Origin of the sequence: Photobacterium malacitanum (assembly GCF_900185615.1) — a bacterium.
Classification (GTDB): domain Bacteria; phylum Pseudomonadota; class Gammaproteobacteria; order Enterobacterales; family Vibrionaceae; genus Photobacterium; species Photobacterium malacitanum.
The window spans coordinates 93990-116356 of the sequence record NZ_FYAK01000008.1 but is presented as its reverse complement, the minus strand read 5'-3'; the positions used below and the strand labels follow the sequence as shown (position 1 = coordinate 116356).

Genomic DNA, 22367 nt, shown 5'->3' with positions numbered 1-22367 from the left:
TCAACCTTAAATGGTCGCATTTATAGCCCAATATCCTACATCTATAATTTATATGGCGGCGTGTGGCTCTGCTCATTATTGGGGAGCGATATTTTCAAAATAATAAGCATCATATTCATCTGCTCCCGGCTCAAATTGTCAGGATGTATCGAGCGGGTCCCTCGAAACCACTACACTCTAATCTCGTATCTCGTATCTCGTATCTCGCACCTCACATCTCGCATCTCGCACCTCGTATCTCGCACCTCGTATCTCGCACCTCGTATCTCGCACCTCGCATCTCACATCTCGTATCTCACATCTCGCATCTCGCACCTCGCACCTCGCACCTCGCACCTCGTATCTCGCACCTCGCACCTCACATCTCGCACCTCACATCTCGCTCCTCACATCTCGCATCTCGTATCTCGCTCCTAAAACCTCGACGCCATCTTCACTAACAACAAATAAAAAAAAGCACACTCAAATGAGTGTGCCTTAATATTTAGTTTATTGGTGCTAATTAAATATTACGTGCGACTTCGTAAGCATCCCAAACCGCATTCATAATATTAGACACTTTACGTGCATCACCAATAAGGTAGGTATCTTTACCGCGGCTTAAAATCTCTTCATGAAGATCGTTAACGCTTGAGTAACCAACCGCAATACACACATTATCAGCCACAATCTGCTCAACGCCATTCGCTGTTTCGATATGCGCATGGCCATTTTTATAACCGACAAACTTACTGCTGGTCATAATGTTAACTTGCGCTTCTTCCATTAAATCAAGCAACATTGATTTGTTAGCCCAGTTGGTATCAGCACCACCATCCATGACTTTAGACAGATACTCAACCACAGTTACTTGCTTACCTTGATTCTTAAGCCATAGTGCAACTTCACAGCCCACTAAACCACCACCAATAATAACGACATTATCGCCAACTGGCTTTTTAGCTAATAAAATATCATCAGCGCTGCAAATCTGTGGCTCATCAATACCTTCAATATTACGTAAACGTACTGGCACTGAACCTGTTGCAATAATCACTGCTTGCGCGTCATCTAACTCTTTTGAGTCTTTATCAATAGCAGTATTTAAATACATTGGTACAGCAAGACGCTCTAGCTCAACACGATACCAATCCAGTAGTTTCTCATCTGCCTTTTTGAAATCAGGAGCGGCAGCTTCATAAATATGACCACCAATTTGATCTGATTTTTCAAACAGCTTCACTTCATGGCCAGCAAGTTTTGCCACTCGAGCACTTTCAAGACCCGCAATACCACCACCAATAACAATTACACGCTTAGGCTCTAGTGCTTTTTCAATGTTATAGATTTTTTCACGACCACAAGCAGGGTTCACTGAACATGAAATTGGCTTGTGATTGAAAATACGTTGTAGACAGCCATCATGACAACCAATACATGGACGAATCTGCTCTTCACGATTTTTCATGACCTTATTTGGCCATTCAGGATCAGTCAATAACGGACGTGCTAAACCAACAAAATCAATCGAACCATTTTTAATCGAGTCTTGAGCAAGTTGAGGATCACCCATCTTACCGCCCATAATGATAGGCACATTAACAACATCTTTGAGCTGTTTAACAAATGGAAGGTATAGGCCATCTTTCGCGTATAGTGGTGGGTGTGCCCAATACCATGCATCATAAGATCCTGTATCGGCATTAAAGCCATCATAACCCGCTTTCTCAAGGATCTTAGCTAACTCAAGTCCTTCCTCAGTATCGCGTCCAGATTCTTTAGCTGCGATATTAATACCCCCCTGACCCAATTCTTTGATGAATGAACGAATGCTGTAACGTACAGTCACAGGGTAGTTTTCACCCGCACCACGACGAATCGCTTTAAGAATTTCAATTGGGAAAGTTGCACGTTGTTCAAGATCACCGTTAAAACGGTCGCTACGATCTTTATTAAACACTGACATGGTAAATTGATCGGCTAAATAACCTTCGTGCACAGCGTGTAGTTCGATACCATCAAAACCGACTTTTTTAGCAATCGCTGCCGCTTCCTCAAAACGAGAAATAATGCGTTCCACTTCTTCTGTGGTTAAGGCGCGACACATCACATCAGGTTGCCAGTAGTTAGGTACTTCTGTTGGTGCAACCGGTTGAGTTTCAAGCAGGGTCGGTTTTGCTACGCGACCAAGGCCCGCAGACACTTGTAAGAAGATTTTTGCGCCATAAGAATGCACGCGCTCAATCATTTCATAACATGAATTTTCAAAAGCAGTGGGGTTATGAGTTACACAGGTAAATGTCGGCATTTTCATGCGCTCAATTTCATTTTCTACCTTAGTAAAGCCCGTAATAATCAGACCAACACCACCTTTAGCTCTTTCAACAAAATAATCAGCAGCGCGTTGATTAAATTCGCCCTCACGGCCAGCAAGTCCCATTAGACCCATTGGTTCCATTACAATTCGGTTTTTAATTGTTACGCTACCAATTTTCATTGGTGTAAAGAGTTCAGATCTATTCATTGTTAGGCTTTTGAGTTAATCAACAGTAACTCAAAGTCTAAAAGTAAAAATACTATTAATTAAGTGCATTAAATGCATGTTGAATATGCTCACATGTCATAATAATTGCTTTTTGTATGACAATTACATTAGTTTTTATTACCTTACCAACTAAAGTCATCACTAATACTGTTCTTAAAGCTATTGTTATTAAAACCACAGAAAATCATTACATAAAGTAGGGATATAGTATTGGGTAGATACCACTGCAATACTATATTCAGTACAACCTAATAGTAACTTAGGGTATTAATTAGCGTTTACGTTGAAAATATCCATCATTAATGAAATACGTCGTTATCGCCTATAAAATAAGACAAAGCCAACCATGAAAAATATTCCCTACCACACTGATAAAATCACTTAAAGAATAGTCAATCAACACGCTTTAACGCTGAATGTTGTTAGCGCCACCACAAAACAACATGCTTAAAAGGAATATAATATCTTATCGATTACTTTTTTAGGAATTCCCAAATGCTTAAAAAATGCATGCTAACACTGGCTTTGTTTAGCATCAGTCAAGTCGCACTGGCAACCCCTTCCCCTGCCTCAACAACCAGTTATAACCTATTTTTAATCCCAAGCCACAACGTTGATAAAACAGTATCAACCATTAGCAATCAACTAAAACAACAACAATTATCATCTCTTTATAGTCAAGGTTATTTACCTCATATCACGCTCTATTTATCACAATATTCGACCTCAAATCTCAAATTACTTAAGCAACAAGCCCAACAACTAGCAAGCCAATGGCATCAATTTCCATTAACACTTGAACATATTGAGCGCACCAAAGGAGACTGGTTGATGCTTGATATAAGTAATACTCGCGAGCTACAACGTTTAGCTGATACCGCAGCTATTACTGTCTCTCCACTACGTACCATGGCTCAAAAAGCGCCAGCTTGGGTAAGTCACTACCCTGAAAAACTTGCCGCATTCCAACGCTACGGTAGTCCCAATGTCTTTACTAATTTTGACCCCCATATCACCTTATTAGCGCAATCTGATCCTCAAAAACTAACCCAGTTTATGACCAATTATGGCCAAAAATTTCAGCCGCTGAAGTTTGATGCATTGGGAATAGGCATCGCTGCGGTTAATAGTAACGGTCAGGCTAAAACCATTATTGCCCGCTACCCATTTGCCAAATAACAGCCACAAAAAAAGCCTCAACTATTGAGGCTTTTATCTTTAACCTTTCTATATCAAGCTAAACAACGATAGCAATTACTCACTTTCTTGCTCGTGGATTTCATCCATGAAGCGCGTTCGCCGTAATTCAGCCTCAGCCATAACAGCATTGATTTCTGCCATTAAACCATCAATATCAGCATCAACCTCAGTTTCAATATACACACCGGTTAATTCAGTCTCAGGAGTTAACATGCCGGCTTGAAATAATGCCCACATTTCTTTGCCATATTGAGTTGCTAGTAGCTCTGGCGCATAACGGCCATAATAATTGGCCATGTTATTGACATCGCGCTCAAACATCCATTTGGCATTATTATTTGCAGAAGCATCTACAGCTTGGGGTAAATCAATAATCACCGGACCTTGACCATCCACCAGCACATTAAATTCTGATAAATCACCATGAATAAGACCAATGCATAGCATGCGCTTGATATAGGTGATCATTAACCCATGATCACGTAAGGCTTGTGCTTTAGTTAACGTGATATCATTTAAGCGTGGAGCAACAGCGCCATCGGCATCTGTAATTAACTCCATCAATAACACCCCATCAAAACAACCATAAGGGATAGGGGCACGTACATTCGCGTTTAACAATAATGACAGAGCATCAACTTCAGCCTGTTGCCATACTTTTTCTTGCTCATCACGGCCAAATTTAGAACCTTTTTCCATGGCACGAGCGCGACGACTATTACGTACCTTACGCCCTTCACGGTAGGTCACTGCTTTTTTAAAACTACGCTGGTCGATTTCTTTATAGACCTTGGCGCAACAAATTTTGCCACCACTGCGAACAACATACACAGAGGCTTCTTTACCGCTCATCAGTTGAGATAAAACGTCATCAATAAGACCATCTTCAACCAAAGGTTGTAACCGTGGAGGAATCTTCATTACACCTACATTTGTCCGTAACTGGCAATATACCTACTTATAATATCGCATTATCGCTAGCTTAAAATATTTAACAAGTAGTGATGAGGGTTATTTCTAAACCTGCAGCTTAGGTAGAGCACCACTGCACAGCCCCTCTACAACAATTACACAACTTTCACTAAAAAAAACAACAACATAAAATAAAGCGCTTACCCTGTGGTTTCTATATTCAATGATTTCCACTAACCGCAAGCATAGCGCAGTGATATCAATAAACAGATGACACAATAACTACAATATTCAACTTAGAAAACAACAACATAAAATTCCGCTCTTCAATATAGCTTTCATTTTCAGCAGCTTCCATTATTAGCGCCAATATAGATCCCCCATTAATGGGTACCGATTTAACAATAAAAATAATAATGAGAAATCACATGAACAATTGCTTACAGCCCCCAAAATCATTACTGACTCTAGCAATCATCAGTGCGCTAACGTTATCACCCTTAGCAATGGCGCAAACCACAACGAATAATAGCTTTATTAACGGCTCGTCACTCACGACTAAATTTATCAGTGATACTCGTGTACGATCTCGAAATGATAATGCTGATTTTGACTCTTATGGCAGGCTTAATTATTCCGCCTACAACGCGATTGTCGATTTAAATTCCGGTTACTATAACAATTTTATTGGAGTCGATGTTGCAGGTTATTTAGCCGGAGATGTTTATAACAACAGTATTCAAAATGATAATGGCCAATATTTATCCAATGAAATTTCATTTTCACATAACCAAGACTGGGGCGCTGGTAATGGCCCTCACCTCAAACTTTATACGGCTGCGGTTAAATTTAAATACCAAGATATTGTTAGCGGTAAAGTCGGTTTAATTCAATCTACTGGCAATGGCACTGTTGGTAATGTGTGGTCATTTGTACCCGGTAGTTACCGTGGTTTAGAACTTAATGCGCATGTTGGTAGCGGTAAATTAACCTACTTCTGGGCAGATAAATACACTGCACCATGGTTATTAAGTGAAAATGATTATGTTGGTTGGGCAAATACGCAGTGGAATTATTTACATTCATTAGGTTATGAAAATACTGTGGGAGATTTTTCTTATAATCTCGGTATTGGTCAAGCAATGGATGTCCGTTATAGCGACACCACTCGTAGCGTTAATCCAACCTCTTATAAATTCTATACCCGTTATCAACTAAACCCTAATACTCAACTCGCGGCTGATTTTTATGGTGTTAACGACAAGGTTAAATATAACGGTTTAGGTTATATGACTGGGCTATCGTTACATATCAATCATGGTCAATGGGGTTGGTTATCTCAACTGCGTTATGCCAACAGCAATAATGATACTGAAATTGTGCCACGGACTATTTATACCTACGCCATGAATAACGGTAATTGGTCACAATTTTGGGATGCGTTATCTGATTGGAACCAATCTGGTGAAGTATCAATGTATAACCGATTGTCTTTTAATGCCGGTAATGGCTGGAACTACTATATGGGCGTTGGTTACGGCTCAGGAATGAACAGCAATAAAGTCGGCTACAGCAGTGAGGCAGCAGTAAATGGTACTGTTGGTTATACCTTACAGCAAGGCAGATTAAAAGGCAGTGTAGTGCAGTTACATAGCACGTGGTTAACCCGTGACGAAATTAACTCAACCACCGTAGGTAGAGATGAAACCGATGTTCGTCTACAAGTGATCGTCCCCTATTCCGTGTTTTAAGCACAACAAATTAGATCTGAGCCTCAACATTTTGTTGAGGCTTTTTTTTAAAGGGGGACTTAAACCCGCTTTCCTTTGATTGATGACAAGGTGAAAAGCGAACTTAAGAAATTTAGAATAACAATAAGGCACAAAAAAAGCCCCAATCTTGCGATTGAGGCTTTCTTCTGAAATTTGGTGCCCGAGGACGGACTTGAACCGTCACTCCCGAAGGAAACGGATTTTGAATCCGTCGTGTATACCAATTTCACCACTCGGGCTTATGGTGGCTATTATACGTATATCGTCTTGATGCGCAAGCAATTAGCTAGAATTTTTATAATATAAATACCAGACCGTTGTTTTTTTAAACTAGATTGATTGTATTGCTGCTAATCAAACCATCACTAATACAGCAATGAATATATTTTGTAGCAATTTAGTCCATTGATTGCCTTTAAGTTACTGCTACACTGCCGATCATAAGGATTTGTTCATCCATCATTGATACTGGAACCATCATGAAGAAAATCAAGCCAACGCATATTGCACCTTCACACCAATACCCAAGTTTATTACGTCGTTTAGGCGCTTGGTTCTACGATATGTTGATCATCGTGGCTATTTTAATGGTTGCTGGAGCGCTAGCGATGGCAGTCGTGGCAGCACTACTTCATATTGGTGTTCTTACATTAGGTAACTACCAAGATGCCAGTGACTATTTGATGTCAGATCCCACTGCGAGCATGTTATATAGTGCTTACCTTGCCATGATTATTATTGGTTTTTATAGCTATTTCTGGACTCAAGCAGGGCAAACATTAGGCATGCGAGCATGGAAACTCAAGCTTCAAAACCAAGATGGTTCCCGCATTAAAATCACTCAAGCATTAATTCGTATTGCTACTTCTGCTTTTGGTTTAGGCAACTTACTGGCATTTAATCGTCAGCGTCGTTCAATGCAAGATATTATGGCTGAATGTGAAATGGTTGTGACCGATAACGTCAAATAAGACCCGCTAGCTGATAAGACAACAATCAATAAAAAAGGAGCCATCAGGCTCCTTTTTTATCGCTATAATTTACGTCTGAGTAAATAGATAGTTATCGCTAAAAACACCAAACTTGGCGCAAGTGCACCGATAAATGGCGGTAAGTTATATACTAAACTCATCGGTCCAAATACTTCGTTGGAGATATAGAAAGCAAAGCCAAAAATAACCCCAGATAATACTCGTGCCCCCATGGTCACAGAGCGCAATGGTCCAAACACAAATGATAATGCCAATAACATCATTACCGCGATGGAAACGGGTTGTAATGCTTTACGCCAAAATGCCAATTCATAACGCATAGCATCTTGCTTAGATTCCTTTAAATAACCGACATAATCATATAAACCAGATAACGATAACTCTTCAGGTTTCACTGTTACTACCGCTAATTTATCGGGCGTTAACGTAGTTTGCCATTTTTTAGTCTCGTAATGGGTATTACTGATCTGAGCCTTATTAGTCATATCAGTCACCGTCACATTATGCATCGTCCAGCCCTGTTGAGCGTCATAGCTGGCTGTCTTGGCTGATAACACATCAAGCAGTTTATCTTGGCTATTAAATTGCCAAATATTAACCACATCAATTTGATTTTTGTCATGCACACGACCAAGATAAATAAAATCATTATCATCTTTAGCCCATACACCACTTTGAACCGACAGCATACTACCACCGCTGATCCATAACGCTCGCAGCTCACGCGCCGCTTTTTGTGCTTGTGGTGCTCCCCATTGACCTAATAAGGTCACAATAATCATTAATGGCACTGCGGTTTTTAAGGTTGATAATCCAATATCTAACTTCGAAAAGCCCGCCGCTTGCATTACCACCAGCTCAGAGCTTGACGCTAACATCCCTAAACCAATTAATGCGCCGAGCAATACCGCCATCGGAAAGAATGTCACAATATCTTGTGGCATCGATAACAACACAAAATACAATGCTTTCAGTAAGTCATAACTGCCTTGACCCACTTTACGTAACTGCTCAACATATTTAATGATGGCAGATAAACCCACTAACGTTGACAAGGTTAATGCCGATGTCGCGATAATAGTTCGGCCAATATACCAGTCGAGAATTTTAAACATTAACCGCGTCTCCGTAATTTATCTTTGAGGCGTCGAACCGGTAAACTATCCCAGCTATTTAACCCAATGGCGATCAATAACGCACCAATATTAATCGGCCACATTCCTACCCATCCAGGAATAAAACCATCTTCAATCGCAGATTTTGCTGATGATATTGCTAAGAAATAAGCTAGGTAAATCAATACTGCAGGTGCTAATTTTGCAAACCGCCCTTGACGAGGATTAACCGCAGACAACGGCACCACAATCATCACCAATAACGGAATACATAAAATTAATGATAATCGCCATTGAAGCTCTGCCGTCGCCGCTTTAGTTGGATCTTTTAATAATTCCGCAGTGGTTTTTGCTTCCCAATCACGGTCGCCTTGCTTCACTTTACGCTGACCAATTAACGCTTGATAGTCATCAAAGTGAGTGATGCCATAATTAAGCTGCGTCGGTACACCTTCATAACGAGTACCTTGCTGTAAATCCAACATTTGACGACCATCAGCTTGCTCCGTCACAAAACCACGCTTTGCCACCATAACACTCGGTTGCAACGTATCTTGCGCTCTTAATTGGGCAACAAAGACATTATGCAGCTTAGACCCTTTATCGGTAATATCATTAACAAACACCACCCCCGAACCGTTGGGTGTCATCTGGAACGTCCCTTTAACCAGCATATTTAAGCCCGGATCAGCTTTAGCTTGTTCGGTAATTTGTTCAATTTTATATTGCGCCCACGGTGCAACCCACAATGCATTAGCGGTTGCGATCGAGCCCGTAATCAAGGCCAACGCTAAAGCGGCACGAAGAAGAAATTTATTCCCCATACCGGTGGCGCTCATTACTGTAATTTCACTTTCAGCGTATAAGCGGCCAAAGGTCAGCAAAATACCAATATATAAACTCAGTGGTAACATCAGCAACGCCATTGCTGGAATAGAGAGCCCCATTAACGTCACAATGAGATCACTCGGGATCGAACCATCCGTCGCTTGTGCTAAAATGCGAATGAATTTTTGGCTAATAAAAACAAGAAAAAGCACAAAAAGAACGGCTAATTGGCTTTTTACTGTTTCTCTCGTCAAATACCTAACAATAATCACGCGTTATATTCCCATAGAAAACTTGTTTTTTTGATGGAATCACTATAGTTTTTGGTTAAATTAGTTATTTTTTTATCTTTCGGCTGAATGTAAGTCCGCGCTTTAAGCCTATACCGAAATCTCGGTAGAGCAAGCAAGTGTGGTATTATCTAACATTTAGCGTTAATTGTCTTTATAGGATGTTAGGAGTACGCATGGAGTTCAGTGTCAAAAGCGGTAGCCCCGAAAAACAGCGCAGTGCGTGTATTGTCGTGGGCGTATTTGAGCCACGTCGCCTCTCTCCAATCGCGGAACAGTTAGACAAAATAAGTGATGGCTATATTAGTTCATTACTACGTCGTGGTGATCTTGAAGGAAAACCAGGACAGATGTTGCTATTACATCATGTTCCAAACGTATTGTCAGAACGTGTACTACTTGTTGGTTGTGGTAAAGAGCGTGAGCTTGATGAACGCCAATATAAGCAAATCATCAAAAAAACCATCAGCACACTCAATGAAACGGGTTCAATGGAAGCTGTATGTTTCCTTACTGAACTGCACGTTAAAGGTCGTGATACCTACTGGAAAGTACGTCAAGCAGTAGAAACGACCAAAGATAGCCTTTACACTTTTAACCAGTTTAAAAGTAACAAGCCAGAGACGCGCCGTCCACTACGCAAATTAGTTTTTAATGTGCCAACCCGTCGCGAGCTATCTTTAGGCGAGCGTGCAATTGCTCACGGTCTTGCTATTTCTTCTGGTGTTAAAGCCAGTAAAGACCTCGGTAATATGCCGCCTAACGTGGCAAATCCAGCTTATTTAGCCTCACAAGCTCGTCGTTTAGCCGATGATTTTGAAACAGTAACGACCAAAATCATTGGTGAACAAGAAATGGCGACTTTAGGTATGACCTCATACCTTGCTGTTGGCCAAGGTTCTAAAAATGAAGCCATGATGTCGGTGATTGAATATAAAGGTCACCCAGATCCAGACACCAAACCAATTGTATTGGTAGGTAAAGGCTTAACATTTGACTCAGGCGGTATTTCTATCAAGCCTGGCGCGCAAATGGATGAAATGAAGTACGACATGTGTGGTGCCGCTTCTGTATTTGGTACCATGAAAGCACTGGCAAAACTGAACCTACCGATCAATGTTGTTGGCGTTCTGGCAGGGTGTGAAAATATGCCAGGTGGCGGTGCTTACCGTCCGGGTGATATTTTAACCACCATGTCAGGTCAAACGGTTGAAGTATTAAATACCGATGCTGAAGGCCGTTTAGTGTTATGTGATGCATTAACTTACGTTGAGCGTTTTGAACCTGAATGTGTAGTTGATATTGCAACATTAACAGGTGCGTGTGTGGTGGCTCTTGGTCATCATATCAGTGGCTTAATGGGTAACCATAATCCATTAGCACATGAGTTAATTAATGCATCAGAGCAATCGGGCGATCGCGCTTGGCGCCTACCGATGAGCGATGAGTACCAAGAGCAGATTGCAAGTCCATTTGCAGATATAGCAAACCTAGGTACCCCAGGTGCAGGTACGATCACTGCGGCTTGCTTCTTATCACGCTTTACTAAGAAGTATAATTGGGCTCACCTTGATATTGCCGGTACCGCTTGGAAAGGTGGTGCAGCGAAAGGGTCAACTGGACGCCCAGTGCCATTGCTGGTCCAATTCCTTCTCAATCGAGCTGGCCAAGAGATTGTCGAATAAGACACTCAGAAAAGGGCCATTGGCCCTTTTCTTTTAGGACATTAATTTATGACTCATGCTACGTTTTATATATTAGATGATAATCAAGATGGTGCTGATAGCGATTTTCAGTGGCATTTTGCTTGTCGTTGCGCAGCCATGAGTTACCGTCAAGGATTACGGGTTTATTTACTTGCAGCAAACAAACAACAAGCAGAACAAATAGATGAATATCTATGGCAACAAGATCCCGACAACTTTGTTCCACACAATTTAATTGGTGAAGGACCAAGAGGCGGATCGCCGGTTGAAATTGGTTGGCCTGGTTTACGCTATAGCGGACACCGCGCAGTATTAATTAATTTAGCCGAAATTGTCGCAAATTTTGCGGTTAGCTTTGCACAAGTGGTAGACTTTGTCCCTTGCGATGAAACGCTCAAACAGCAGGCGCGTGAACGTTACAAGGCCTATCGCCTTGCTGGCATTCAAATTACGACTGCCAATGCTGTTACTGAGACGCCTTAATTCCACATAGAATCCTTCTAAGAGCGCTATGGAAAAGACATACAACCCACAATCAATTGAACAAGCGCTATATCAGCGCTGGGAAGAGGCTGGCTACTTTAAGCCTCATGGTGATACATCTAAAGATGCTTACAGCATTATGATCCCGCCACCAAACGTCACAGGTAGCCTACACATGGGCCACGCGTTCCAAGATACCATTATGGATACCTTGATTCGTTGTGAGCGTATGAAAGGTAAAAACACCCTATGGCAGGTTGGTACTGACCACGCAGGTATTGCTACCCAAATGGTTGTGGAGCGTAAGATCGCTGCTGAAGAAGGCAAAACGAAACATGACTACGGTCGTGATGCTTTCATCGATAAGATCTGGGAATGGAAAAACGAATCTGGCGGCACTATCACCAAACAGCTTCGTCGCCTTGGCGCATCTGTAGACTGGGATCGTGAGCGCTTCACGATGGATGATGGTCTATCAAATGCTGTTCAAGAAGTTTTCGTTCGCCTATACCAAGAAGATCTACTTTACCGTGGTAAGCGTCTGGTTAACTGGGATCCTAAGCTACACACAGCGATCTCTGATCTAGAAGTTGAAAACAAAGATAAAAAAGGCCACATGTGGCACTTCCGTTACCCATTAGCTGATGGCGTACAAACAGCGGAAGGTAAAGACTACATCGTCGTTGCAACAACACGTCCAGAAACGATGCTCGGCGATACCGGTGTTGCTGTTAACCCTGAAGATCCACGTTACAAAGATCTGATCGGTAAAGAAATCATTCTTCCTATCGTTGGCCGTCGTATCCCTATCGTAGGTGATGAGCACGCCGATATGGAAAAAGGTACTGGTTGTGTGAAGATCACACCAGCACACGATTTCAATGACTACGAAGTAGGTAAACGTCATAGCCTGCCTATGATCAATATCCTAACGTTCAATGCTGATATTCGTGATGCTGCTGAAGTATTCACAACTAATGGCGAGCCAAGTGACGCATACAGCACAGCGCTACCAGAGAAATACCATGGCATGGAACGTTTTGCTGCCCGTAAAGCGATTGTTGCTGAATTTGATGAACTAGGCTTACTAGAAGAAATCAAAGATCACGATCTCACCATCCCTTACGGTGACCGTGGTGGCGTGGTTATTGAACCAATGCTAACTGACCAATGGTACGTACGCGCTGCACCGCTAGCAAAACCTGCTGTTGAAGCTGTTGAAAACGGTGATATTCAATTCGTCCCTAAGCAGTACGAAAACATGTACTTCGCTTGGATGCGTGACATTCAAGATTGGTGTATTTCACGTCAGCTATGGTGGGGTCACCGCATTCCAGCTTGGTACGATAACGACGGTAATGTTTACGTTGGTCGTAACGAAGCTGAAGTACGTGAAAAGCATAACCTAGCACCAGTTGTGGTATTACGCCAAGACGATGATGTACTTGATACATGGTTCTCTTCAGCACTATGGACATTTGGTACGCAAGGCTGGCCAGAAAACACCGCAGATCTTCAAACCTTCCACCCATCTGATGTGTTGGTAACAGGCTTTGATATCATCTTCTTCTGGGTTGCACGTATGATCATGATGACCATGCACTTCTGTAAAGATGAAGACGGAAAAGCACAAGTACCGTTTAAAACTGTTTACGTAACCGGTCTTATCCGTGATGAAAACGGCGATAAGATGTCTAAGTCTAAGGGTAACGTAATCGACCCTATCGACATGATCGACGGTATTGATCTTGAGTCTCTAGTTGAGAAGCGTTGCGGCAACATGATGCAACCTCAACTTGCAGCGAAGATTGAAAAAGCAACCCGTAAAACATTTGAAAACGGTATCGAACCTTACGGTACTGATGCGCTACGTTTCACTCTTGCTGCTATGGCTTCTACTGGCCGTGACATCAACTGGGACATGAAACGTCTTGAAGGTTACCGTAACTTCTGTAATAAGCTATGGAACGCAAGTCGTTACGTACTAATGAACACAGAAGATCAAGATTGCGGTTTCGCAGCAGGTAGCGAGCTTGACTACTCACTAGCAGACAAGTGGATTGAATCACAATTCCAGCTAGCGGCAAAAGAGTTCAATACTCACATTGATAACTTCCGTTTAGATATGGCTGCTGGTGTACTTTACGAGTTCATCTGGAACCAATTCTGTGACTGGTACCTAGAGCTAACTAAACCTGTTCTATGGAAAGGTACAGAAGCACAGCAACGTGCAACGCGTCATACTCTAATCACAGTGCTAGAGAAGACATTACGTCTTGCGCATCCTGTTCTTCCTTACATCACTGAATCTATCTGGCAGAGCGTTAAGCCACTTGTTGACGGTGTTGAAGGTGAAACCATCATGACTCAGGCATTACCTCAGTTTGATGAAGCGCAATTTGATCAAGCAGCGATCACTGACATTGAGTTTGTTAAAGCGTTTATCACTAGTATTCGTAACCTACGTGCAGAATACGATATCGCACCAAGTAAGCCATTATCAGTCATGCTAAAAGTAGCAGATGCTGCTGATACTGCACGCGTTGAAGCAAACCTGACCGTACTGAAATCTCTAGCAAAACTAGAAGAAGTGAAAGTATTGGCTGACGGTGAAACAACACCAGCTTGTGCAACAGCACTTGTGGGTAAATCTGAATTGATGATCCCAATGGCAGGTTTAATCGATAAAGATGCTGAACTGGCACGCTTAGACAAAGAAATCGCGAAAATGGAAGGCGAAATCAAACGCACTTCTGGCAAGCTAAGTAACGAAGGCTTCGTTGCTAAAGCACCTGAAATCGTGATCACTAAAGAGCGTGAAAAGCTAGCAGGTTATGAAGAGACATTGGTTAAACTAACAGAGCAGAAAGCAACGATTGCTGCGCTATAAGTATTAACTACGATCTAACAATAAAAACCGACGCTTTGGCGTCGGTTTTTTATTGCTCTTTGCATTACCACTTTTAATCTCCTCATCTAAACATACCTACAAATAATAGCTTCTACCTATTGGTGGAATATAAAGTACCAAATTTACCTATCAATCTATTTTTGTAATACTCATTACATCAAATTAATGAGATTACCCTTATGAAGAAAACCCTCAGTTTTGCCATCATCCATTTTAGCGTTGCTTTTAGCTTGGCATTCTTATTAACGGGCAATCTTTTAATTGGCGGCCTGATTGCTTTAATCGAACCTATGGTTAATACCGTTGCTTTTTATTTCCATGAAAAAGTATGGCAAACCAAAAAGCTTGTTCAGACCCAATATAGCTCGCCAAGCCGAAAAACAATCAGCTTTGCGGTACTGCATTTTAGTGTCGCATTTAGTGTGGTGTATTTATTAACGGGGGATTTAGTGATTGGGGGGGCAATGGCGATGATCGAGCCAACAATCAATACGCTAGCTTACTACTTTCATGAGCGAGTATGGCAAAAAAAACAACGCCATCAACATTCTTCTCAGCAGCTCATGTCAATGATGGTGTGTTTACATCATTAAAACGTAAAAGCCTGCTCAGAGACTCTCTCAGCAGGCTTATTTAGCAATATAATGTATTAGTAGCTTTGCTTTAAGTGATAAACCCGCAGGCCCTGTACCACTTCATCATAGCTAGCCGAGCCAATATATTTAACTTGGCGTTGGTGCTCAGGTACTAGGGTAAAACTTGAATCTTCAAATCTTCCCTCGCCCTCAAACTCTAAATGCACAAAGAAAGCAGGCTTACTGCTACTTAGCATCACCACAATGTCATTATTGTGTTCAGCGACTTCAAAGCGTAAATCAGGGCACGCTAACTCACAGTACTTAGGGCGTGCTGGGAACCAAGTGTTCTCAATCAATTGCTGACCACTATGCAAATGAACATGGAAAAAACCATCTTGTTCATGGCCGTCTAAATCTTCATTGAGCCACTCCCATACCACTTTGGTTGAGTCTGCTTCTACATATTGATTAATCGGTTCACGATAAAGGATTTCCCCTTCCCAACTTTGCCACACCACTTCGCCTTTTAGCTCGGTGTTTTTACGGCCATCATTGACTAAATGTAACTTCAACCCGTGTTGATCACGAGTAAACGTCGCCATTTGTGGAGCAAAAAAGCGACGTGCATGGTAATGCAATTGCTTCCAACGACCACTGTACTCTATTGATGACCACGAACTCACGGGCCAACAATCATTTAACTGCCAAAATAGCATGCCACGATTAAGCGGTTTTTGTGTACGCCAATATTCAGCGGCTGTTTTGACCGCTAATGCTTGTTGCACTTGCGATAAATACAACATATTGACAAACCCATTTGGAAACCGGAAATAGCGAGTAAACATCTCGGTAATGATCGAGTTACCATTGCTATTTTTCTGATGGTTTTCAAAGCTTGGTGAGCTAATATTCCAATCTTGTTCCGGCAAACAACTTTTAATGGTTGGTAATGATGGCCAAGATTGAAAACCAAATTCAGAACAAAAACGTGGCGTCACTTGCAAATAAGCATCAAATTCTTTACCACTGTCCCACACATCCCAACAATGCATATCGCCTCGTTGCGGATCATGGTGCCAAGTGTCGATAATATCTAATTCGCCATTGCACGGTGAGCTCGCCCAAAAACGTCGAGAAGGATCTTCACGCTCAACCACTTCAGCAAGAGTACGGTTAAGACGATCATAGTTAATCAAGTGCTTTTCTCGGTGCTGACGCGATGCTGGATCACGATCAATCGCACCCAACACTTCATTATCCCCACACCACAACACTAAACTTGGGTGATCTTTTAGACGCCGAACCTGAAACTCAACCTCTTGCTCAACTTCAGCAATAAAATCTGGCGTTGATGGATACAATGCATTGGCAAACATCAGATCTTGCCAAACAAGTAACCCTAATTCATCACACAGGTTATAAAAGATATCTTTTTCATACATGCCACCGCCCCACACGCGTAACATGTTCATATTGGCAGCCGCAGCATCGGTAAGTAAACGACGATAACGCTGTTCTGTCATACGCGCAGGCATGGCATCGAGTGGAATCCAATTAGCACCACGAGCAGAAATAGGCACATCATTGACCATCACCACCATGCTTTGGCCATGCTCATCATCTTCGGTGATAAGTTCTAATTTACGTAAGCCAATTTGCTTGGTAATGGCAACGCCATCAGCTTCTAAAGCTAACTTATATAATTGCTGTTTACCGTAACCCGCAGGCCACCAATGACGAGGGTTATCAATACGAAAAATAACACAAGCTTTAGTCGATTCGCGATCAAGCGTCAGGTGGAATGTTTGGCCATCAAAAGTAACATCAGCATTAGCCAGCCCTTTTTCAGACACAACCTCATAATGCAATGTAACCGCTAATTCACACTCTTGCTGGTGCCATTTCTGTTTGGTGGCTAAATGACTAATACGAACATGCTCAATCGGCTGCAGCACAATATCACCATAAACCCCCAATACCGACAGGCAAATACTCCAATCCCAACCACTATGAAATTGCGGTTTACGCAGCGTATTCATAAATGGAATTTGGTTATTGCCCTCGGCCCAAGGTAACGGAAATGGTAATTTATCAGCTCGATTTTTAGCCGCTAAATCAGCACGATGTAATACTATTTCAATCCGGTTGGTCCCAACTTGCAGACAACTTAATACATCCACTTTATGGCGCATGAACATATTATTAAAATCGGCAACAGTGTGGCCATTAATACGTATTTCAGCAACGGTATCAAGCTGTTCCAACACCAAATCCATGGCGTTGCAGGTTAGCTGTTCGGCTGTTAATTCAAAGTGGCGGCTGACAATCCAGTCGCACTCACCAACCCACTGAACTTTTTTTTCATTGGTTGCCCAATAAGGATCAGGGATCTCTCCAGCTGCATATAATGCAGAGTGAACATCACCCGGCAAATTAATATGAAGGTCTTGAATTGCTGAACGTTGGACACACGCAAGCAACCACTGGCCATTAAGTGAGATTGTCATCAATCACTCCAATACTGAATTATTCAGTATGATTTAAATGTATGAGGATAATTGGAAAGATTTACACGCGTTGTGATTACAGACAGTGATCACGAGTAAATTTCTATCATGTTATTGATATCAAAACTTGATATCACCGCCAAAAAGTAGAAAAAGCCAGCAAAATGCCGGCTTTTAAGAACAGAGTGATATTATGACGATTTATTCTTCGTCTTCATTCTCTTCTTCATCATCTTCGTCAGATTCGAAGTAAGTACCCCAACCGTCGTAATCGATGTTGTGCTTTTCAGCCAATTTAATTAGCTTTTCTGCTTGCTCATCAATTAACTCTGCGTTTAGAGCGGATTCCATTACGGCATCAAAACATACAACTTTGCCGCCGCCATCTTCAGGATCAAGCTCCAGCTCTTCTGCTTCTAAAACATTAAAACCAAGTTTAAATGCTTCAACTGCAGCCGCTTCTAGCTCTTCAAAGGTGTCTGCAGAGAAATGGTGCTCAATAGTGTAAAGCGCATCAGGCTCACTGCCATCTTCAAGTAATGCGGCAATAATTTCGCGCGTTTCTTCTTTTTGCTCTGCAATCAATTCTGCGTAAGACATGGTATCACTCCACCTATGGAATAAATTTGCTGGCAAATATCGCATGGTTTGCACTCAATTACCATATGTTACGTATATACCAGACCTAAATTGATCTTAATCAACCATTAATCAATTAAGGTTAAGCCTCCAAATAGTCATTGGTATGCATAATATTCCATGTGGATTTTATTGATAACTCTACAATAGCGGCAACATAAGCTCTTATCCTCCTGTCGTATAATCATCATTCGCATAGCCACCCATTTTTTTTACGCGAATATCCCTCACCTAAAATTCATACTGTGATGCACTAATTTTGATACAAAAAAACTGTGAACAATGGTTGAGTTAGTAACTATATTCCGCTTTAGAATCATAACGCCACCACAAAAATGAGGCTTTTTATTAGCGACTTACACACTCAGCAACACCCGTTTAATAAGTTACGTTTATTGTTTGTTCCCTTATTTATTCATAAGTGATTATTACCACTCATGCAGACAAACACACCTTATGGTTATCACTAACCAATGGTGCAGGAGATAACCATGACGACACACACCGAAATTAAACCACAAAAGAAAAGCTTTTTTGCTCAATTAAAATTCCCATCGGCTTACACCATTTTATTTACTCTAATTGCGTTTGTTGCCGCCCTGACATGGGTGGTACCTGCTGGGCAATATGATCGTCAAATGAATGCAGAATTGGGTAAAGAAGTGCCAATTACAGGTACTTATAAAGCGGTAGAAAGTAACCCTCAGGGCGTTATAGATGTACTACTGGCCCCTATTGATGGATTCTATAACCATCAATCTTATGAGGCCGCAGCGATTGATGTGTCATTGTTTATTTTAATTATTGGTGGCTTTTTAGGACTAGTAACTAAAACCGGGGCAATTGATGCAGGTATAGAGCGTGTCACTGCCCGCTTACATGGTAAAGAAGAATTAATGATCCCAATTTTAATGGGGCTGTTTGCCGCTGGCGGTACTATTTATGGCATGGCTGAGGAGTCATTACCTTTTTATACCCTGCTAGTTCCTGTGATGATGGCTGCACGGTTTGATCCTTTGGTTGCTGCTGCGACAGTATTATTGGGAGCAGGCATCGGCACCCTCGGCTCAACCATCAATCCTTTTGCTACTGTTATTGCGTCTAATGCTGCTGGGATCCCTTTTACTGATGGCATTATGTTACGGGTTATTATCCTCACTATCGGTTGGTTAATCTGTGTCGGTTATGTTATGCGCTACGCAAAAATGGTGCGAGAAGATCAAACTAAATCAATTGTGTATGACCAATATGAACAAAATAAAGCCCACTTCTTAAGTAATCAATCAGATCAAATGCTTGAGTTCACTACTACCCGTAAAGTTATTTTGGCTATTTTTGGTCTCTCTTTTGCGGTGATGATTTATGGCGTTGCCATCGCGGGTTGGTGGATGCCACAAATATCAGCAATGTTCCTCGGCGCCTCTATTTTGATTGGCTTGGTATCACGCATGAGCGAGGAGGATTTTTCTACTAGCTTTATTGATGGTGCGCGCGATCTACTTGGCGTGGCATTGATTATCGGTATCGCTCGCGGCATTGTGGTGATCATGGATCGCGGTATGATCACTGACACCATTTTAAACTCAGCCGAACATATCGTTACTGGGTTATCTGCGGTGGTGTTTATTAATGTGATGTATATTTTAGAGATATTACTGTCATTTTTAGTGCCATCGACCTCAGGTTTAGCAGTATTAACCATGCCAATCATGGCACCATTAGCTGATTTTTCAGGTGTAGGCCGCGATCTGGTTGTCACCGCTTATCAATCAGCATCAGGCGTGGTTAATCTAGTTACACCGACCTCAGCTGTGGTTATGGGAGGACTGGCTATTGCCCGTGTTCCGTATGTAAGATGGTTAAAATGGGTCGCACCATTACTGGGTATTATTATTGTATTTACGATGATAGTTTTAAGTATTGGCGTAATATTAGTCTAGCTTACTCATTTACCCTGTAAAATTTCCTCATTAATAAAAAACCGCCTACGGGCGGTTTTTTATTATGCTGATAACTATAATCAGCTTGTTATTACGCTTCACTTACAGCAATAGTTAATTATTTACACCGTTAGCCTTACAGCCAATATATTCTCTTCTCTATTTCTCTATTTCTCTATTTCTCTATTTCTCTATTTCTCTATTTCTCTATTTCTCTATTTCTCTATTTCTCTCAGACAACATATTTAAAATAAAAAAATAACACCACATCATTAAATAAAATAATAAATCCTCATCACAAAAAACACATAGAAGCATTATTTAAAATATAAAAGTAGGGGTTATTTAATATATCTACGCATATTCATTGAATAATATTCTCAGCTATTAATACTTAATTTATCAAATTAAGTGCATAACATTTTATATTAAAATAAAATGAACAACAAAAACAACAACTTGAAAACAAACTTACCTTTAAAAAAACAGCATAAACACATAATAAATCGGTAACCATCTTTATTTACTTATACTCTTTTTTGGTAAATAACCATCTCAAACCAGCTAAGTAATTAATAATTAAAGTGTGATAACGGTCTTATATAAATAAAACCAACCACGTAGAATCAATAACATCAACAACACGTAATACTTATTTAACGCTTCGTAACTTTAAACATAGCCAATCACTGACAGGCATATATAGAGAGATACTATCATGAGTAACTTTTATGTGGGTTCTGAAATAGGTCAACTACGCCGCGTACTCATTCATCGTCCAGAGCGTGCTTTAAATAATCTTACACCTTCTAATTGCCAAGATTTATTATTTGATGATGTTTTATCTGTTGAGAAAGCAGGTAAAGAACATGATGTCTTTGCTAATACTTTACGCCAACAAGGTGTTGAGGTTTTATTATTGCAAACCATGTTAAGCGAAACGTTAGCTATTCCAGAAGCTAAAGATTGGCTGTTATCAACTCAAATCTCAAATTACCGTTTTGGTGATACCTTTGCTAATGATATTCGCTGCTTCTTAGCTGATTTACCTCATGCTGAACTAGCATCAATTTTATTAGGTGGGTTAAGTTACGCTGAATTACCACTGCAATCTTCTTCTATTATGCAAAAGATGCATTCGCCTTGTGATTTTATTATCAAGCCATTACCAAATCATCTTTTTACTCGTGATACCTCATGCTGGGTGTATGGCGGTGTGTCTATTAACCCAATGGCTAAAGAAGCACGTCAGCGTGAAACTAACCATTTACGCGCTATTTACCGCTGGCATCCAACCTTTGCTGGCCAAGATTTCATTAAGTATTTTGGCGATGATCAAAATGCTTATGACAAATCTACCATTGAAGGCGGTGATGTTTTAGTTATAGGAAAAGGCAGCGTATTAATCGGTATGTCAGAGCGTACTACACCACAAGGTGTTGAAGCATTAGCTGCCAGCCTATTTAAACACGGTCAAGCCAAGCAAGTCATCGCGATGGAATTACCAAAACACCGCTCATGCATGCACCTCGATACAGTGATGACCCACATGCGTGAAGATACCTTTTCTGTTTATCCAGAAGTGATCCGTAAAGACGTTCAATGCTGGAGTCTCACTGGTGATGCTTATGGCAGTGTTAAAGCCAAACAAGAAAACTATTTTGTCCATGCTATCGAAAAAGCTTTAGGCGTTGATCAGCTTAATTTAATTACCACCGGTGGCGATAACTTTGAAGCTGAACGTGAGCAATGGAACGATGCTAACAACGTATTAACGGTAAGTCCTGGTGTCGTTATTGGTTATGAACGCAACACTTACACCAATGAAAAGTACGATAAAGCTGGCATCACAGTACTTCCAATTCCTGGTGATGAACTTGGTCGTGGCCGTGGTGGTGCTCGCTGCATGAGTTGCCCAATTGAGCGTGATGGTATTTAACCCAATAACAAAGGCTGGGGCGCCTACCGAC

The 22367-nt window shown here is 41.3% G+C and carries 15 protein-coding genes and 1 tRNA gene; 9 read left to right on the top strand and 7 right to left on the bottom strand.

The annotated features are described in order from the left end of the window. Nucleotides 1-502: 502 nt before the first annotated feature. Entirely contained in the window at nucleotides 503-2503 is a 2001-nt protein-coding gene (locus PMAL9190_RS15680; RefSeq protein ID WP_087846002.1) for an oxidoreductase, read from the bottom strand. A gap of 516 nt (nucleotides 2504-3019) precedes the next feature. Between PMAL9190_RS15680 and PMAL9190_RS15675 the strand changes: the two genes are divergently transcribed. Further along, nucleotides 3020-3703 carry a 2'-5' RNA ligase family protein gene (locus PMAL9190_RS15675; RefSeq protein WP_087846001.1) on the top strand — a complete coding sequence of 228 codons (684 nt, stop codon included), beginning with the start codon at nucleotides 3020-3022 and terminating at the stop codon, nucleotides 3701-3703. A gap of 75 nt (nucleotides 3704-3778) precedes the next feature. On the opposite strand, the gene PMAL9190_RS15670 is transcribed toward PMAL9190_RS15675, so the two are convergent. Further along, a complete protein-coding gene (locus PMAL9190_RS15670) occupies nucleotides 3779-4645 on the bottom strand; it encodes a PA4780 family RIO1-like protein kinase (RefSeq protein WP_087846000.1) in 867 nt (288 codons plus the stop codon). Between the two features lie 419 nt (nucleotides 4646-5064). Between PMAL9190_RS15670 and PMAL9190_RS15665 the strand changes: the two genes are divergently transcribed. Next, complete coding sequence (locus PMAL9190_RS15665; protein ID WP_087845999.1) at nucleotides 5065-6387, top strand: porin; 1323 nt, start codon at nucleotides 5065-5067, stop codon at nucleotides 6385-6387. 175 nt (nucleotides 6388-6562) lie between these two features. Here PMAL9190_RS15665 and PMAL9190_RS15660 read toward each other — a convergent pair. After that, nucleotides 6563-6647, bottom strand: a tRNA-Leu gene (locus tag PMAL9190_RS15660). Between the two features lie 240 nt (nucleotides 6648-6887). Between PMAL9190_RS15660 and PMAL9190_RS15655 the strand changes: the two genes are divergently transcribed. Continuing rightward, nucleotides 6888-7379, top strand: coding sequence for an RDD family protein (locus tag PMAL9190_RS15655; RefSeq protein WP_087845998.1), 492 nt, complete (start codon nucleotides 6888-6890; stop codon nucleotides 7377-7379). Between the two features lie 62 nt (nucleotides 7380-7441). Here PMAL9190_RS15655 and lptG read toward each other — a convergent pair whose 3' ends face one another. Continuing rightward, nucleotides 7442-8515: an LPS export ABC transporter permease LptG gene (gene lptG, locus PMAL9190_RS15650; RefSeq protein ID WP_087845997.1), complete on the bottom strand. Its 1074-nt coding sequence runs from the start codon at nucleotides 8513-8515 to the stop codon at nucleotides 7442-7444. Continuing rightward, complete coding sequence (gene lptF, locus PMAL9190_RS15645) at nucleotides 8515-9615, bottom strand: LPS export ABC transporter permease LptF (RefSeq protein ID WP_087845996.1); 1101 nt, start codon at nucleotides 9613-9615, stop codon at nucleotides 8515-8517. The genes lptG and lptF overlap by 1 nt, the downstream gene beginning before the upstream one ends. A gap of 194 nt (nucleotides 9616-9809) precedes the next feature. Between lptF and pepA the strand changes: the two genes are divergently transcribed. The 4 genes from pepA to PMAL9190_RS15625 all read left to right on the top strand — a co-directional run bounded on the left by pepA (nucleotide 9810) and on the right by PMAL9190_RS15625 (nucleotide 15326). Then, nucleotides 9810-11318, top strand: a complete 1509-nt coding sequence (gene pepA, locus PMAL9190_RS15640; protein WP_087845995.1) for a leucyl aminopeptidase — start codon at nucleotides 9810-9812, stop codon at nucleotides 11316-11318. Between the two features lie 48 nt (nucleotides 11319-11366). After that, entirely contained in the window at nucleotides 11367-11822 is a 456-nt protein-coding gene (locus PMAL9190_RS15635) for a DNA polymerase III subunit chi (protein ID WP_087845994.1), read from the top strand. 28 nt (nucleotides 11823-11850) lie between these two features. Further along, nucleotides 11851-14712 carry a valine--tRNA ligase gene (locus PMAL9190_RS15630; RefSeq protein ID WP_087845993.1) on the top strand — a complete coding sequence of 954 codons (2862 nt, stop codon included), beginning with the start codon at nucleotides 11851-11853 and terminating at the stop codon, nucleotides 14710-14712. 200 nt (nucleotides 14713-14912) lie between these two features. Beyond that, the gene (locus tag PMAL9190_RS15625) at nucleotides 14913-15326 is read left to right on the top strand and encodes a DUF2061 domain-containing protein (RefSeq protein WP_065166834.1); all 414 of its coding nucleotides are present in this window, start codon (nucleotides 14913-14915) and stop codon (nucleotides 15324-15326) included. 56 nt (nucleotides 15327-15382) lie between these two features. Here the strand turns inward: PMAL9190_RS15625 and PMAL9190_RS15620 are convergent, their stop codons facing one another. Further along, nucleotides 15383-17818: a beta-mannosidase gene (locus PMAL9190_RS15620; protein ID WP_087845992.1), complete on the bottom strand. Its 2436-nt coding sequence runs from the start codon at nucleotides 17816-17818 to the stop codon at nucleotides 15383-15385. A 201-nt stretch (nucleotides 17819-18019) separates the two neighbouring features. Beyond that, entirely contained in the window at nucleotides 18020-18418 is a 399-nt protein-coding gene (gene rraB / locus PMAL9190_RS15615; protein ID WP_087845991.1) for a ribonuclease E inhibitor RraB, read from the bottom strand. Between the two features lie 530 nt (nucleotides 18419-18948). Between rraB and PMAL9190_RS15610 the strand changes: the two genes are divergently transcribed. Both PMAL9190_RS15610 and arcA read left to right on the top strand, forming a co-directional pair. Further along, nucleotides 18949-20397 carry a YfcC family protein gene (locus PMAL9190_RS15610; protein ID WP_087845990.1) on the top strand — a complete coding sequence of 483 codons (1449 nt, stop codon included), beginning with the start codon at nucleotides 18949-18951 and terminating at the stop codon, nucleotides 20395-20397. Nucleotides 20398-21115: 718 nt separating this feature from the next. Further along, the gene (gene arcA / locus PMAL9190_RS15605) at nucleotides 21116-22336 is read left to right on the top strand and encodes an arginine deiminase (protein ID WP_065166836.1); all 1221 of its coding nucleotides are present in this window, start codon (nucleotides 21116-21118) and stop codon (nucleotides 22334-22336) included. Nucleotides 22337-22367: the final 31 nt, after the last annotated feature.

Coding starts and splice junctions, on each gene's coding strand:
- PMAL9190_RS15680 (WP_087846002.1), bottom strand. CDS start 2,503: ATGAATAGATCTGAACTCTTTACACCAATGAAAATTGGTAGCGTAACA.
- PMAL9190_RS15675 (WP_087846001.1), top strand. CDS start 3,020: ATGCTTAAAAAATGCATGCTAACACTGGCTTTGTTTAGCATCAGTCAA.
- PMAL9190_RS15670 (WP_087846000.1), bottom strand. CDS start 4,645: ATGAAGATTCCTCCACGGTTACAACCTTTGGTTGAAGATGGTCTTATT.
- PMAL9190_RS15665 (WP_087845999.1), top strand. CDS start 5,065: ATGAACAATTGCTTACAGCCCCCAAAATCATTACTGACTCTAGCAATC.
- PMAL9190_RS15655 (WP_087845998.1), top strand. CDS start 6,888: ATGAAGAAAATCAAGCCAACGCATATTGCACCTTCACACCAATACCCA.
- lptG (WP_087845997.1), bottom strand. CDS start 8,515: ATGTTTAAAATTCTCGACTGGTATATTGGCCGAACTATTATCGCGACA.
- pepA (WP_087845995.1), top strand. CDS start 9,810: ATGGAGTTCAGTGTCAAAAGCGGTAGCCCCGAAAAACAGCGCAGTGCG.
- PMAL9190_RS15635 (WP_087845994.1), top strand. CDS start 11,367: ATGACTCATGCTACGTTTTATATATTAGATGATAATCAAGATGGTGCT.
- PMAL9190_RS15630 (WP_087845993.1), top strand. CDS start 11,851: ATGGAAAAGACATACAACCCACAATCAATTGAACAAGCGCTATATCAG.
- PMAL9190_RS15625 (WP_065166834.1), top strand. CDS start 14,913: ATGAAGAAAACCCTCAGTTTTGCCATCATCCATTTTAGCGTTGCTTTT.
- PMAL9190_RS15620 (WP_087845992.1), bottom strand. CDS start 17,818: ATGACAATCTCACTTAATGGCCAGTGGTTGCTTGCGTGTGTCCAACGT.
- rraB (WP_087845991.1), bottom strand. CDS start 18,418: ATGTCTTACGCAGAATTGATTGCAGAGCAAAAAGAAGAAACGCGCGAA.
- PMAL9190_RS15610 (WP_087845990.1), top strand. CDS start 18,949: ATGACGACACACACCGAAATTAAACCACAAAAGAAAAGCTTTTTTGCT.
- arcA (WP_065166836.1), top strand. CDS start 21,116: ATGAGTAACTTTTATGTGGGTTCTGAAATAGGTCAACTACGCCGCGTA.